The sequence below is a fragment of the Rhodococcus sp. C-2 genome (genome assembly GCF_027854095.1).
GTDB lineage: Bacteria > Actinomycetota > Actinomycetes > Mycobacteriales > Mycobacteriaceae > Rhodococcus_F > Rhodococcus_F qingshengii.
Genome location: NZ_JAQGFI010000006.1, coordinates 155,296 through 169,345, shown reverse-complemented (window position 1 = coordinate 169,345; position 14,050 = coordinate 155,296). Strand labels below are relative to the sequence as shown.

Here is a 14,050-nt window from a genome sequence, read left to right as displayed (position 1 = left end):
TCCGGACTAGTCGCGAGTGAACGGTGGGGTGTAGGTGCTGCAATCCGGAGGGACGGCCGGGAGTCCTTCGGACGAGCGAAGTTTCTCCGCAATCGATGAGAGCAAGTCCTGCGATTCAGGGGAGAGATCGACCGCTTTTATGGCCAGAGAACGTAATTCGCTGTCGTGGAACTCCTCGACAACCGAACGGTCTTCTTCCGGAATCAGTTCGGGATCTTGGCGAGGTGTCGGGCCGAAGAAGTACTCTGCTGCCACGCCGAAGTAATCGGCCAATGCCAAAACGACTTGCTCCGATGGATTCGTGCGCACACCGCTCCGGAGTTGCGAGAGGTACGGTGTCGAAATCTTGCATCCACGTTGCGAAAGGGCTTCCACAACTTGTGCGTTGGTGAGTCTCGGTGCTGTGGCCGGGTACAAGGCGTTCAAACGGTCCTTGAATGAATCGGTCACAATTCCTCCCTCGAGCGTGACCCAGCGTCACAGCTACTTCGCAGTTTTCACATAGTAGACGACACGGTTATTCTGGACTCTGGTCGAAAGTCCTTTCACCTGCGGATATTTGGCGCAGAAAAATTCCAAAGACTTTGTAAAGTATGTGATTTTCGCCGCGTACTGACCGTTCGTTTTGCCAAGGTGTACGGCGGTAGCGTATAAGCCGAACGGTGGTGGTTACGCCATTGTGCTGCAGGTTCTTTCAGCCGGTCCTATCCATTTTGTGTCGATGCATTCCTGCTCGGTCTGTAACGTGCGAAGCGCTGCCGCCGGGCACCGGGCGTCGTCGTGCCGGCGGTTGGCGCGCCGCGTGTTCGGGACTTCTTCTCGGTGCTCTGCTCGACGCTCGCGCGCAGTGGTGGGCCCGTATTTTGCTGCACTCGAGAGTGAGCGCTCAGGTGTGTCCACCTGCGAAAGTGACGCGCATTGAAAGCGGCCGATTGGTATGTCATCGACGTTGGAACACAGTGTTTCTCGTCGGTCCCCATTTTTCATGCGGTGACATAAGGTTCATGCGGTGACATCAGCGCCGCCCGGGCGTGTTGCTGCGGCGGACCGGGCTCGAAGCGCAGCCGGCCGGCCGGACATGTCGAGCGTCGACTCTGCGTCTTTCGGATCGGAATTGCCCGCTGCGCCAGTAGTAGTCGACGTCGTCGCAGTCAGGTGCATGTCAGAACCATGTGGAGGATTACACGTCTTGCACACGGAGGGCGACAGTCCAGGCGGCAATTCTGTCGCACAGATCTACCATCCAGTCCCCGCCGTGCGCTGCTCAACCTGCGGCATGTGTGCCTCGGCCTCGGAAGCGCTTTATGGCACGGGGGTTGCTGACCGGCGCATACTGGTTACAACACAGTGTGTTCGAAGGGCAGGACTGACATGGTCAGTGTCGAGAAGTGGGCGATGTGGGATTCCGCCGTGGAGGTGGACGTCACCGAGGGCGCTGCGCTGCCTACTGCGCACGCGTTGATCGCAGCTGCCATCGACGAAACCGAAGCGGTCTGCGACCTTCGCCGGGGAGACGCCGAGATTCACGCCGTCAACCTCGCTCAGGGAACTCCGGTCAAAGTGACACGACGTATGTCGGCTCTGCTGCGGTCGGCGCTGTGGGCTGCCCGTATGACCGGCGGTGCAGTCAATCCGCTTGCCGACAACTACTCCGAGGACGAATCCATCCCTCCGGTGCACCCGACCCCGACGTTCGAGGACGTACAGCTCGACGGAGACGTGGTGTACGCGCCCTGGGGTGCGTCGTTCGACATCACCGGAGTTGCCAAGGCCGACACCGTCGATCGCGCCGCGCAGATCGTCGCCGCCGAATTACAATGCGGCGTTGCTGTGCGGATCGGCGACGTGATCGCCACGGCCGGCCATGCACCGGCTGGTGGCTGGCAGATTCCGGTGCCGGACAGCGAAGAAGTCGAACTGATCAACGGAACCGCGATGGCGACGGCGCGGGCGCTGGAGCTGCCCTCCTGGGAGCCGAACCAGGAGCGGCCCTCCACGGAATGGGCACAGGTCTCGGTGATTGCTGACGACGCGGTGTGGGCGTACGCCGCGAGCGAAGCTGCGTTGATCCGGGGGATAAGCGCCATCAAATGGGTTGAACAGCAAGAGCTTCGGGCTCGGCTCGTCGACCGATCCGGACGCGTGTACACAACGGAAAGTTGGTTCGGCCCGGCGGCCGCGTGAGTCAGGCCCGTCCGCGCTCTCTGCGGTACCACTGCACCAGAGCATCTGTGGATGTGTCGCCGAGGTCGCCGGGTGCTGCTTCGGAAGAGAGCGCAGGCCCCAGTTCCATGGCTTGTGTCTTGCCGAGTTCGACGCCCCACTGATCGAACGGATTGACACCCCAGACAGCACCTTCGACAAATACCTGGTGCTCGTAAAGTGCGATCAGCTGACCGACGACCGAGGGGGTCAGCTCCTTCGCCAAGATAGTGCTCGACGGTCGGTTGCCTGGCATCACCTTGTGTGGCACCAGCTCCGGAGCAGTGCCCTCTGACGCGATTTCTTCGGCAGTCTTCCCGAACGCGAGAACCTTTGTCTGAGCGAAGAAGTTACTCATGAGCAGATCGTGCATTGATCCCGTGCCGTCCGCAGTAGGCAGATCGTCGGTGGATTCCGCGAACCCGATGAAATCGGCAGGCACCAGCCAGGTGCCCTGATGCAGGAGTTGGTAGAAGGCGTGTTGGCCGTTGGTTCCGGGCTCGCCCCAGAAGATCTCACCGGTGGACGTGGTCACCGGTGAGCCGTCGGCGCGAACCGATTTGCCGTTGGACTCCATGGTCAGCTGCTGCAGGTAGGCGGGAAAGCGCAGCAAGTCGTTGGAGTAGGGCAGAACTGCGCGGGACTGTGCGCCGAAGAAGTTGGAATACCAGAGCCCGATGAGGCCGAGGAGGACCGGCGCGTTCTGCTCGAGCGGTTGGTTTCGGAAGTGCGTGTCGATCTGGTGGAAACCGTCGAGGAACTCCGCAAAGCGAACCGGTCCGACGGCACACATGACCGACAAGCCGATCGCCGAGTCGACGGAGTAGCGCCCGCCGACCCAATCCCAGAACCCGAACATGTTCGCGGTGTCGATGCCGAACTCCGCCACACGGTCACCGTGGGTGGAGACTGCGACGAAATGCTTGGCTACGGCCGAGACGTCTTCGCTGCCCAGACCGGCGAACAGCCAACGCTTTGCCGCTGTCGCGTTGGTGAGGGTCTCGAGGGTGGAGAACGTCTTGGATGCGACGATGAAGAGCGTCGTCTCCGGATCGAGGTCGTCGAGCTGCCCGACCAGATCGACAGGGTCGATGTTGGAGACGAACCGGACGCTGATTCCGGCGTCGGCGTAATGCCGTAATGCGCGGTAGACCATCACCGGCCCGAGGTCGGAACCGCCGATGCCGATGTTGACGATGGTGCGGATGCGCTTGCCGGTAGCTCCGGTCCACTCGCCGCTGCGCACACGATCGGCAAAAGCGCCCATCGCGTCCAGAACTTCGTGAACGTCCGCGACGACGTCTTGACCGTCGACGGTCAGCGCAGAATCCTTGGGCAGACGCAGCGCTGTGTGCAGTACGGCGCGGTCTTCGGAAGTGTTGATGTGATCGCCCGCGAACATCGCGTCGCGTCGTGCCTCGACGCCGGCCTCGCGGGCCAGGTCGACGAGCAGCGCGAGAGTCTCGCGGCTGACGCGATGCTTGCTGTAGTCGATGTGAAGATCACCGGCGTCGATCGTCAGCTCTCGCCCGCGGGCTGGATCGTCCTGGAAGAGTTCTCGCAGGTGAACGCCTTCGATGTCGGCGTAATGAGCGCGCAGTTTCTGCCAGGCTGAGGTTCCGGTGATGTCAGTGCTCACGATCATCGACTTTAGTGGCACAAGCTGGAAACTTCCGCGTGAGTCTCGCTCGCGGGCAGACGGACGCGGCTCCGACGAGCATCATGGAACCCATGGACACATTCGAATTCATTCGATCAGTTCCCACCCAGTTGTTCGTCGGCGGTCGGTTCGTGCCCGCGGAGAACAACGCGACCTTCCCGGTGGCGGATCCGGCGACCGGGAAATCGTTGACCGATGTCGCCGATGCGAGCCCCGCGGACGCGCTGCGCGCTCTCGACGAAGCCGTCGCCGTCTCGTCGAAGTGGGCGAGCACACCTGCGCGCGAGCGTGGTGAAATCCTGCGAGCCGTCTTCGAGAAGATCACCGAGCGAGCCGAGGACGTGGCGCTGCTGATGACCCTCGAAATGGGCAAGGCACTCGCCGAAAGTCGCGCCGAGGTGAAGTACGGGGCGGAGTTCTTCCGGTGGTTCAGCGAGGAGGCCGTTCGCATCGGCGGGCGCTACACGCCGGCCCCGGCGGGCAACGGCCGGATCCTTGTCACCAAGGCGCCGGTCGGACCGTGTCTGGCCATCACTCCCTGGAATTTCCCGTTGGCGATGGGTACCCGCAAGATCGGCCCGGCGTTGGCCGCCGGCTGCACGATCATCGTCAAGCCTGCCTCGGAGACCCCGTTGACGATGTTGTTGCTTGCTCAGCTCATGGCCGAAGCCGGGTTGCCCGACGGAGTCCTCTCGGTGTTGCCGACATCGAAATCCGGTGAAGTGACCGGCCCTCTCATCGACGACCCTCGACTGCGCAAGCTCACCTTCACCGGCTCCACCGGCGTCGGCAAGATGCTGGTGGAGAAGTCCGCGAAGCGATTGCTCCGCACGTCGATGGAATTGGGTGGCAACGCACCCTTCGTGGTGTTCGACGACGCGGACGTCGACAAGGCAGTCGAGGGCGCGGTACTGGCGAAGCTTCGCAACGGAGGCGAAGCATGCACCGCCGCCAACCGGTTCCACGTCGCCAACGCCGTGCGTGAAGAGTTCACGACCAAGCTGACCGAGAAGATGGCGACTTTCACGATGGGACCCGGTACCGACCCGGAGACGAAGCTCGGCCCGCTGATCAACCAGAACCAACTCGACACGGTCGCGGAGTTGGTTGCAGATGCGGTGGATGCCGGGGCGAAGGTGCGACTGGGCGGCGAAGCGCCGGGTGGTGAAGGGTACTTCTATCCAGCCACGGTGTTGGCAGACGTTCCGGCCAGCGCGCGGATTCTGAAAGAAGAGGTGTTCGGACCCGTCGCCGCGATCACCGGCTTCGACACCGAAGCCGAGGGAATCGCAGCCGCCAACGACACCGAGTTCGGACTGGCCGCGTACATCTTCACGAGGGATCTCGACCGTGCGCTTCGGGTTTCCGACGCACTGGAATCAGGAATGATCGGCGTCAACCGCGGAGTGATCTCGGACGCGGCAGCGCCGTTCGGTGGCGTGAAGGAATCCGGATTCGGCCGCGAGGGCGGGACCGAGGGGATCGAGGAATACCTGAACACGAAGTACATCGCGCTCGAGAGCTGATACACACGCGAACGGCCACATCGGGACTGCCAGAGGCATCCGATGTGGCCGTTCGCAAGTGAACAGGTCGTGCGCTAGTGGCCCAGGCGTCCGCGGCCCAGGCGCAGGAGCAGCATCGCGAGGGTGTGGCCTTCCTGGCCCAGCTCGTTGAATCGTTCGAGGACCTTCATCTCGCGGCTGTGCACCAGACGCGGACCACCCGATGCCATCCGGGTACGGCCGATGATCTGGGAGACCTCGGAGCGACGTTTGATGGCCGCGAGGATCTCGGCGTCGAGACGGTCGATTTCTTTCCGTAGTTCGTCGATCTCCGCCTCACTCTGGGGGATCTCGACGTCTGTCGGAGCAGTATCGACAGTATTTCCATGGGGGGCTGCAGCCTGGGTGCTCATTGCTATTCGTCTCCTCTTCCTACTGCGTGGATCGTGGTCTCGGCTCGGGTCGTTACCGATCCAGGCACACTGACGAAAATGCCCCGGATCCGATTCGGACCAGGGGCGGGTGAGCTGTTCAGATCACGTGCACCGAGGTCCGGGGCACGTAAAGTAACGCCACAGCGGGCCGACGGGGTCGGCCGTGTTGTCGCGAACGGAAATGCTGAACATAGCGTCCAGTTTGCCATGCTCGACACAGGTAATCCAAGTGCCTCTACCAGCAGGTGGACGCACTGACGACCGTGTCGGTGGACGCCGGTAGCGTGGACAGGCGATGAACACGTACCCAGCACTCGGTGAGCACGACGGACATTCCCAGCACGACGGGGGCGGCGCGCGGGGACACGACGCGGGTTCGGACGCCCTCCTCGAGGGTCTCAACCCGCAACAGCGCGAGGCCGTGGTCCATGCCGGTTCGCCGTTGCTGATAGTCGCGGGAGCCGGCTCGGGCAAGACTGCAGTGCTGACGCGTCGCATCGCCTATCTGTTGGCCGAACGGGGTGTCACCCCCGGTCAGATCCTGGCCATCACGTTCACCAACAAGGCTGCGGCCGAGATGCGCGAGCGTGTGGCAGCTCTTGTCGGACCGCGTGCCAACGCCATGTGGGTATCGACGTTCCACTCCAGTTGCGTGCGGATCCTGCGAGCACAGGCGGCGCTCCTGCCCGGTTTGAACTCGAATTTCTCGATCTACGATTCCGACGATTCGCGTCGACTGCTGACGATGATCTCGAAGGACCTCGAGCTCGACACCAAACGATTCTCCGCGCGGCTTCTCGCCACTCACATCTCCAACCTGAAGAACGAACTCGTCGGACCGGAAGAGGCGGTTGTCGCAGCCGATCAGGATCCGGCCGAACTTCCGCGACTGATCGCCAAGGTCTACGGCCACTACCAACAGCGGCTGCGTGCGGCGAACGCACTCGACTTCGACGATCTCATCGGTGAGACCGTCGCGCTTCTTCAGGCGTTTCCACAGATCGCCGAGTACTACCGCCGCCGCTTCCGTCACGTGCTCGTCGACGAGTACCAGGACACCAACCACGCGCAGTACATGCTTGTGCGTGAACTGGTCGGCGGTGCCGGCGAGTCCGACCACGCCGTTGCCCCGGCCGAACTGTGCGTCGTCGGTGACGCCGATCAGTCGATCTACGCGTTCCGCGGAGCCACTATCCGCAACATCGAAGAGTTCGAACGCGACTACCCGGATGCTCGGACCATCCTTCTCGAACAGAACTACCGTTCGACGCAGAACATTCTGTCTGCGGCCAACTCCGTGATTTCCAAGAACACCGGCCGACGAGAAAAGCGTCTGTGGACCGATTCGGGTGAAGGCGAACTGATCGTCGGCTACGTTGCAGACAACGAGCACGACGAAGCATCGTTTGTCGCCTCGGAGATCGATCGGCTGGTGGACCAGGGCGAGACCAAGTTCGCCGACATCGCGGTGTTCTACCGGACCAACAACTCCTCGCGCGCGCTCGAGGAGATCTTCATTCGACTCGGAGTGCCGTACAAGGTGGTCGGCGGCGTTCGCTTCTACGAGCGCAAGGAAGTTCGGGACATCGTCGCGTATCTGCGCGTCCTCGCCAACGAGGACGACACCGTGAGCCTGCGACGCATTCTCAACACGCCCCGACGCGGTATCGGTGATCGAGCCGAAGCCTGCGTCGCCGTGCACTCCGAGCATCGCAACATCAGCTTCGCCGCCGCTCTCCGTGACGGCGCGGAAGGCAAAGTGGCGCTGCTCAATACGCGGTCACAGAAGGCCATCGCGTCGTTCCTCGAGATGATGGACGGGCTGCGGGCCCTGCTACCGACAGCGGCCGCCGACGAGGACGAACCGTTCGAGCTCGGTGACATCGGTGAGGTTGCCGAGGCGGTGCTCGAGCGCACCGGCTACCGCGCCGAGCTTGCGGCGAGCAGCGATCCGCAGGATGGCGCGCGACTCGACAACTTGAACGAACTCGTCAGCGTGGCAAGGGAATTCAGTTCCGACGCGCGAAACGCGGCCGGGCTGATCGATCCGGACGACGAGGAAACCGCAGCAATGCGTGAAGGTGAACCCGATCCGGGTTCGCTTGCCGCCTTCCTCGAACGGGTATCGCTTGTCGCCGACGCCGATCAACTGCCGGACTCCGACGACGGCGTCGTGACCATGATGACGCTTCACACCGCCAAGGGCCTCGAGTTCCCGGTCGTCTTCGTCACCGGTTGGGAGGACGGGCAGTTCCCGCACATGCGCGCCCTCGGCGATCCGGCGGAGCTGTCCGAAGAGCGTCGACTTGCTTACGTCGGCATCACCCGTGCCAGGCAGCGCCTGTACCTGACGCGCGCGATCATGCGTTCGGCGTGGGGGCAACCGATCCAGAACCCGGCGTCGCGGTTCATCCAGGAGATCCCGGAGGACCTGATCAACTGGCGCCGTGAGGATCCGGGCACCGGTGGCGGATTCGGAAGCGGCAGGCCGGGTTACGGCAGCGGAAGCCGCTACGGCAGCCAGGGCGGCCAGGGATACGGCGGCGGGCAGAACTACGGGGGAGGGTCCGGCAAGGCCGCGTCGACTCCCAGTTTCGGGGCCGCGCGTGGCCGCAACAACGTTCTGGTCCTCGCCACGGGTGACCGCGTCAGTCACGACAAGTACGGTCTGGGCACCGTGTTGGAAACCAAGGGCACTGGCCCCACCGCGACGGTCACCATCGACTTCGGTAGCGCGGGCAAGGTGCGGTTGATGCTCATCGGCGGTGTGCCGATGGTCAAGCTGTAGAAGACAGGCAAAAACTTCCGGCCCGTACCTGGAAAGGTGCGGGCCGGAAGTTTTTCATCAGAAGCGTTGGGCTTGCGATCAGTCCTGCTCGACGCCGAGGCTGATGCCGCGTGAGGCGAGCCAGGGGAGGGGATCGATCTTGTTCTCGCCGGCGAGATGAACCTCGAAGTGAAGGTGCGGGCCGGTGGAGAAGCCGCGGTTGCCGACAGTGGCGATCTGGTCGCCGGCCATGACCTGCTGACCAACCGTGACGGTGGACGTGTCGATGTGGCCGTAGACGGTGATCGTTCCGTCTGCGTGCTGTAGGCGTACCCACATGCCGAACCCGGAAGCCGGACCTGAATCGATGACCTTGCCGTCGGCGACGGCGACGATGGGCGTCCCGATCGGGGCGGCGATGTCGACGCCGGCGTGCAGGGTGCCCCAGCGGGTGCCGAAGTTGGACGTGAACGTGCCCACTGCCGGCAGGACGAACAGCGGGCGACGGGCAGCGGCTTCGCGTGCTGCGCGCTCGTCACTGAAACGCTGGCCCTTGGCAAGCAGGTTGCTGAACTGGGAGAGGTCGGTCGGCGCTGCGACGTTGAGGACCTGCGGAGCGTCGGCCTCGGTGGTGGCTGCCGTGGAGGTGGCCGGAGCGAACTGAGCGGCCTGCGGTTCTGCGGTGGTACCGATCGCGGAGGACTCGTTGGCGAGTGCAACTTCCGAGTGGTCGGCGGCAGAAGAGGAACCGTCGTTGACAACTGCCTGGCCCGCGGCGACAACCGCGCCGGCTGCAACTGCCAGAACGGCGGCGCGGCCCTTGAGAGCGGAGGGAGGGGTGGGGAGTCGGTGAGCACCGCTGCGGCGAACCGGAGATTCGACATCGACTGTCGGTGCGGAGGAGGCGTAAGTGGGGGTGCTGATCACGTCGGACTCGACGAACTCGTGAGAGTCGGAATCTGACGACGTGGAGGATGAATTTCGAGTGAACATATCGGTAGAGATCTCAGAACTTTTGGTCTCGGTGTAACGCCTGGCCGAGTGCGTTGGATAAGTGGTCGTGACCTCGTCTGGAGCTGAGTTCGAGAACCTACTAGCGGTGAACTGGCTGCGGTGATGCATATGCCGGTTCTCTCCTCGAGTTCGTGATCAGCCCGTGACTTAGACCGACTGACGGTAACGAAATGATTGCGATGGGCGCAAGCCGTAGCGGAAACCTGTCCGATTATGTGACGTGCCTCACAGCTTGACCTGGGAATATGTCGATCCGGGCAAAACGGACGAATCATCTCGTTTCGTGATCGCGCGTGTCACAACCGGATCACCGGTCCATTCAGGCACTACCGTCGATCGAGTGTCCACAACACCTGGAACTACGTCGCAGGCGCGTATCGACGACCCCGGAGTGAAGTCCGGGGCGCCACTCGCGGCGGTAATCGGACTGCTCGGTGCCGTCGGAGTGGCAGCCAGTCCCGTCGTCGGAGTCGGGAGTGGCCGCGGGGTCGACACGACGGGGGCTCTTGCTTCCGCCGCTCTCTTCGCTGCCGTCTGCACGATCGTCGTGCCGCTGGTTGCGGTGCTCACCTCGGGGCGCAGGCCCGCCTTCGCAGGTGGACTCCTGGCAGGTATCGGCGCGGTGTCCCTCGGCGCGGCGATCCTCGACGTTCAGTTGTTCGTCGACGCAATCGATGCAAACCGCTTGGACCTTTTCCGTCCGATTTCGGCGGGTTCGATCGATGCGGGTCCGGGCGCTTATCTCGCGCTCGCGGGCCACGGACTTCTTGTGGTGTCCGGTGTCCTCGGCTTCATGGTCGTCCATCGTGAATCGGAGCGGGACGGATACGGCAGCGCTCGCGCCGCGGAATTCGACGGGCGATCGGTTGGCGGGCGGATCGGTGGGTGGCCGACAGCGCTGCTGATTCTGGCCGCGGTGGTGTTCGTGCTCTCCCTGTTCGGTCCTTCCTTCAGTTCGCAGGATCCGATCTTTCTGGTCAAACCGCTCGTCGACTCGGCGGCGGCCACCGCCGTCGGTACGGGATTGGTCGGCGTCGCGGTACTCGTTGCGGTCGCGGCGGCATTGACGTCCATCTCGCTACCGGTGGGCTGCGGCGCCCTGATCGGTGTCGGTCTCGGCGCACTCGCAGTCAGTGGAACCAGGGTGATGGCTGGGTTCGCGGCCGGCGATCGGATCGGCGTCGGTTCGGGATCGGTGGTCGGGGCGCTGGCCGCCGTGGTCATCGCCGTGATCGGAGTTTCAGCTCCCTACCTCGCATCCAGGCGTGAAAGAGATGCGATTCCCGCTGAAAGTGTGGTTCGCGCACCCGCGAAGACGACAAAGGGTGCGCTGAAAGCGGCGATGGTGGCTCAGTCCCGGGCGGCGCAAGCGCGGGTGAACAGACTTCACCGCGTTGCCGGTATCGGCGCAGTTGTCACCGCAGCAGTGGCGGCCCTGGGGGTGGCACTTCCGGTCCTGTCGTTGCCGGAGAACATCCCCGAACCGTCCATGCTCTCGTCTCGAGTTGTCTTGCTCGCGGCTGCTGTACTGCTGGTCGCCGGTCTGGGCTTGTTCGCCCCGGGCCGCGCCGCGGTGGTGCGGCCGGCCGTCGGCGTGTTGTGGACCACGGTCGTGATGGGAGTCGCCGCTGTCATGCAGTCGGCTGTCATCGCCACGGACGTACCGGGCGTCGGGTTGGGGGCCGGTGCCTTCGTGCTCTGCGGCGCGGCTTTCCTCGCTGCGGCGACGGGACTGCTCGTCTGGCTGGCGGGAAGCGCCGAGCGTGAGGATGTCGACACGTCGGTAGGTGGCGGTTCGCGAGGGCTGGTGCTTATCGTCGGTGGGATCGGCGCCGTCGCTGTCCTGATCGGAACCGCGCTTCCCCTCTATCAGGGCGACGCCTATACGGCGGCCTCAGTTCTGGAGTGGCCGTGGGGAATTGACGTCTGGGGTCAACTGCTCGTCGGCGTCACCGTCGTGATCGCCGCTGTGATCGCAGCGTCCGCGCGGCCGTCGCGGGGCGCGGCATTGCTGATCGGATCTGCCGTGGCAGCTCTGGTGTACGTCGGTGAGTGGCCGCTCACGTCATCGCGCATATCGGACGCAACCGTGGGGGTGGGTGCGATCACAGCGGCCACGGGCATAGTGTTGCTTCTCGTTGCAGCGTTCTCGAGCGCAAGAATCAGTGAGACTGATGCTTGACAAATTCGGTGTGGCCACCTTGCCGAATCGGTGAGGCGTGCCTCATCGGGCAATTGCGCGTGACTTGGGCCACATAGCATCAATGCGGGCGCAAACCGAACGCGGCAACTGGTTAAAGTCCAGAACAGACCCGCTCCTACCCCTCGAGCGGGTGACAACGCAGACGAGACGGTGAGCAGATGGATCTCTTCGAATACCAGGCGAAGGAACTCTTCGCCAAGCACGGAGTGCCGACTTCGGCTGGACGTGTTACAGACACAGTCGCCGGCGCACGCGAGATTGCCGAAGAAATCGGTAAGCCCGTGATGGTGAAGGCACAGGTCAAGGTAGGCGGCCGCGGCAAGGCCGGTGGCGTCAAGTACTCGCCCGACGTGGATGCCGCAGTGGCAAACGCCGAGGCAATCCTGGGCCTGGACATCAAGGGCCATGTCGTCAAGAAGCTGCTGGTCGCAGAGGCAAGTGACATTGCCGAGGAGTACTACATCTCCTTCCTGCTCGACCGCACCAACCGCACCTACCTGGCCATGTGCTCGGTAGAGGGTGGCGTCGAGATCGAGGTCACCGCCGAGGAGAACCCCGACGCTCTCGCCAAGATCCCCGTCGACGCAGTCAAGGGCGTCGACCTCGCGTTCGCGCGCAGCATCGCCGAGGCAGGAAAGCTGCCCGCAGAGGTGCTCGACGCAGCGGCCGTGACGATCCAGAAGCTGTGGGAGGTCTTCATCGGCGAAGACGCACTCCTCGTCGAGGTCAACCCCCTCGTTCGTACGCCTGACGATCAGATCCTCGCCCTCGACGGCAAGGTCACCCTCGACGAGAACGCAGCGTTCCGTCAGCCCGGCCACGAGGTATTCGAGGATCGCGACGCTACCGATCCCCTCGAGCTCAAGGCCAAGGAAAACGACCTCAACTACGTCAAGCTCGACGGTGAGGTCGGAATCATCGGCAACGGCGCAGGCCTGGTCATGTCCACGCTGGACGTCGTCGCATACGCCGGCGAGAACCACGGTGGCGTCAAGCCCGCCAACTTCCTCGACATCGGCGGCGGAGCTTCCGCTGCAGTCATGGCTGCCGGCCTGGATGTCATCCTCAACGATGCACAGGTCAAGAGCGTGTTCGTCAACGTCTTCGGCGGCATCACCGCGTGTGACGCAGTTGCCAACGGCATCGTCGGCGCACTGAAGACCCTGGGTGACGAGGCCAACAAGCCGCTCGTCGTTCGCCTGGACGGAAACAACGTCGAAGAGGGTCGTCGCATCCTCGCCGAGGCCAACCACCCGCTGGTCACGGTCGTCGCAACCATGGACGAGGCCGCCGACAAGGCCGCCGAACTCGCTCACGCAGCGAAGTAAGGGACTCACAGAACAATGGCAATCTTCCTCACCAAGGATTCAAAGGTCATCGTCCAGGGCATCACCGGCGGCGAGGGCACCAAGCACACCGCTCTGATGCTCAAGGCCGGCACCCAGGTCGTCGGCGGCGTCAACGCTCGCAAGGCCGGCACCACGGTCTCGCACGTTGCAGCTGACGGTTCCCCTGTCGAGCTCCCCGTCTTCGCGACGGTCGAAGAGGCAATCAAGGAGACCGGCGCAGACGTCTCCATCGCATTCGTTCCCCCGGCCTTCTCGAAGGACGCCATCGTCGAGGCCATCGACGCGGAGATCCCGCTCCTCGTGGTCATCACCGAGGGCATCCCGGTTCAGGACTCCGCTTACGCTTGGGCGTACAACGAGTCCAAGGGCAAGAAGACCCGCATCATCGGACCGAACTGCCCCGGCATCATCACCCCGGGTGAGGCTCTCGTCGGCATCACGCCCGCCAACATTGCAGGCACCGGCCCCATCGGCCTGGTCTCCAAGTCGGGCACCCTGACCTACCAGATGATGTACGAACTCCGTGACTTCGGCTTCTCCACCGCCATCGGCATCGGCGGCGACCCGGTCATCGGAACCACCCACATCGACGCCATCGAGGCGTTCGAGAAGGATCCCGAGACCAAGGTCATCGTGATGATCGGTGAAATCGGTGGCGACGCCGAAGAGCGTGCAGCCGATTACATCAAGGCCAACGTCACCAAGCCGGTCGTCGGCTACGTGGCAGGCTTCACCGCTCCCGAAGGCAAGACCATGGGCCACGCCGGTGCCATCGTCTCCGGTTCCTCGGGAACTGCTCAGGCAAAGCAGGAAGCTCTCGAAGCTGCAGGCGTGAAGGTCGGCAAGACGCCGTCCGCTACCGCTGCTCTCGCTCGCGAGATTCTTCAGTCCCTGTAAGGGGCTTCGCCCCCGTGCG

At 63.6% G+C, this 14,050-nt stretch carries 11 protein-coding genes; 6 read left to right on the top strand and 5 right to left on the bottom strand.

What is annotated here, in order from left to right:
* Positions 1-6: 6 nt before the first annotated feature.
* Together PCS43_RS14660 and PCS43_RS14655 are read right to left on the bottom strand one after the other, a co-directional pair.
* On the bottom strand, positions 7-450 hold the full coding sequence (locus PCS43_RS14660) for a helix-turn-helix domain-containing protein (RefSeq protein WP_003946341.1): 444 nt from the start codon (positions 448-450) through the stop codon (positions 7-9).
* 552 nt (positions 451-1,002) lie between these two features.
* Positions 1,003-1,161, bottom strand: a complete 159-nt coding sequence (locus PCS43_RS14655) for a hypothetical protein (RefSeq protein ID WP_155277906.1) — start codon at positions 1,159-1,161, stop codon at positions 1,003-1,005.
* A gap of 210 nt (positions 1,162-1,371) precedes the next feature.
* Here PCS43_RS14655 and PCS43_RS14650 point away from each other — a divergent pair, with 210 nt between their 5' ends.
* Entirely contained in the window at positions 1,372-2,184 is an 813-nt protein-coding gene (locus tag PCS43_RS14650; RefSeq protein WP_007727618.1) for an FAD:protein FMN transferase, read from the top strand.
* Position 2,185: 1 nt separating this feature from the next.
* Here the strand turns inward: PCS43_RS14650 and pgi are convergent, their stop codons facing one another.
* A complete protein-coding gene (pgi, locus tag PCS43_RS14645; RefSeq protein ID WP_007727615.1) occupies positions 2,186-3,841 on the bottom strand; it encodes a glucose-6-phosphate isomerase in 1,656 nt (551 codons plus the stop codon).
* Between the two features lie 92 nt (positions 3,842-3,933).
* Here pgi and PCS43_RS14640 point away from each other — a divergent pair, with 92 nt between their 5' ends.
* Positions 3,934-5,388 (top strand): NAD-dependent succinate-semialdehyde dehydrogenase, encoded by a 1,455-nt coding sequence (locus PCS43_RS14640; RefSeq protein WP_007727613.1) that lies wholly within the window; start codon positions 3,934-3,936, stop codon positions 5,386-5,388.
* 74 nt (positions 5,389-5,462) lie between these two features.
* Here the strand turns inward: PCS43_RS14640 and PCS43_RS14635 are convergent, their stop codons facing one another.
* Positions 5,463-5,780 (bottom strand): chorismate mutase, encoded by a 318-nt coding sequence (locus tag PCS43_RS14635; RefSeq protein WP_209909599.1) that lies wholly within the window; start codon positions 5,778-5,780, stop codon positions 5,463-5,465.
* 316 nt (positions 5,781-6,096) lie between these two features.
* Between PCS43_RS14635 and pcrA the strand changes: the two genes are divergently transcribed.
* The gene (gene pcrA / locus PCS43_RS14630; protein ID WP_003946394.1) at positions 6,097-8,589 is read left to right on the top strand and encodes a DNA helicase PcrA; all 2,493 of its coding nucleotides are present in this window, start codon (positions 6,097-6,099) and stop codon (positions 8,587-8,589) included.
* A gap of 78 nt (positions 8,590-8,667) precedes the next feature.
* Here pcrA and PCS43_RS14625 read toward each other — a convergent pair whose 3' ends face one another.
* On the bottom strand, positions 8,668-9,690 hold the full coding sequence (locus PCS43_RS14625) for a M23 family metallopeptidase (RefSeq protein ID WP_030534879.1): 1,023 nt from the start codon (positions 9,688-9,690) through the stop codon (positions 8,668-8,670).
* A 232-nt stretch (positions 9,691-9,922) separates the two neighbouring features.
* On the opposite strand from PCS43_RS14625, the gene PCS43_RS14620 reads away from it, so the two are divergent.
* From PCS43_RS14620 to sucD, 3 genes are all read left to right on the top strand, one after another.
* Positions 9,923-11,764 (top strand): hypothetical protein, encoded by a 1,842-nt coding sequence (locus PCS43_RS14620; protein ID WP_253741274.1) that lies wholly within the window; start codon positions 9,923-9,925, stop codon positions 11,762-11,764.
* Positions 11,765-11,943: 179 nt separating this feature from the next.
* The gene (gene sucC, locus PCS43_RS14615) at positions 11,944-13,113 is read left to right on the top strand and encodes an ADP-forming succinate--CoA ligase subunit beta (protein WP_064443901.1); all 1,170 of its coding nucleotides are present in this window, start codon (positions 11,944-11,946) and stop codon (positions 13,111-13,113) included.
* A gap of 15 nt (positions 13,114-13,128) precedes the next feature.
* Entirely contained in the window at positions 13,129-14,031 is a 903-nt protein-coding gene (gene sucD, locus PCS43_RS14610) for a succinate--CoA ligase subunit alpha (protein ID WP_003946432.1), read from the top strand.
* Positions 14,032-14,050: the final 19 nt, after the last annotated feature.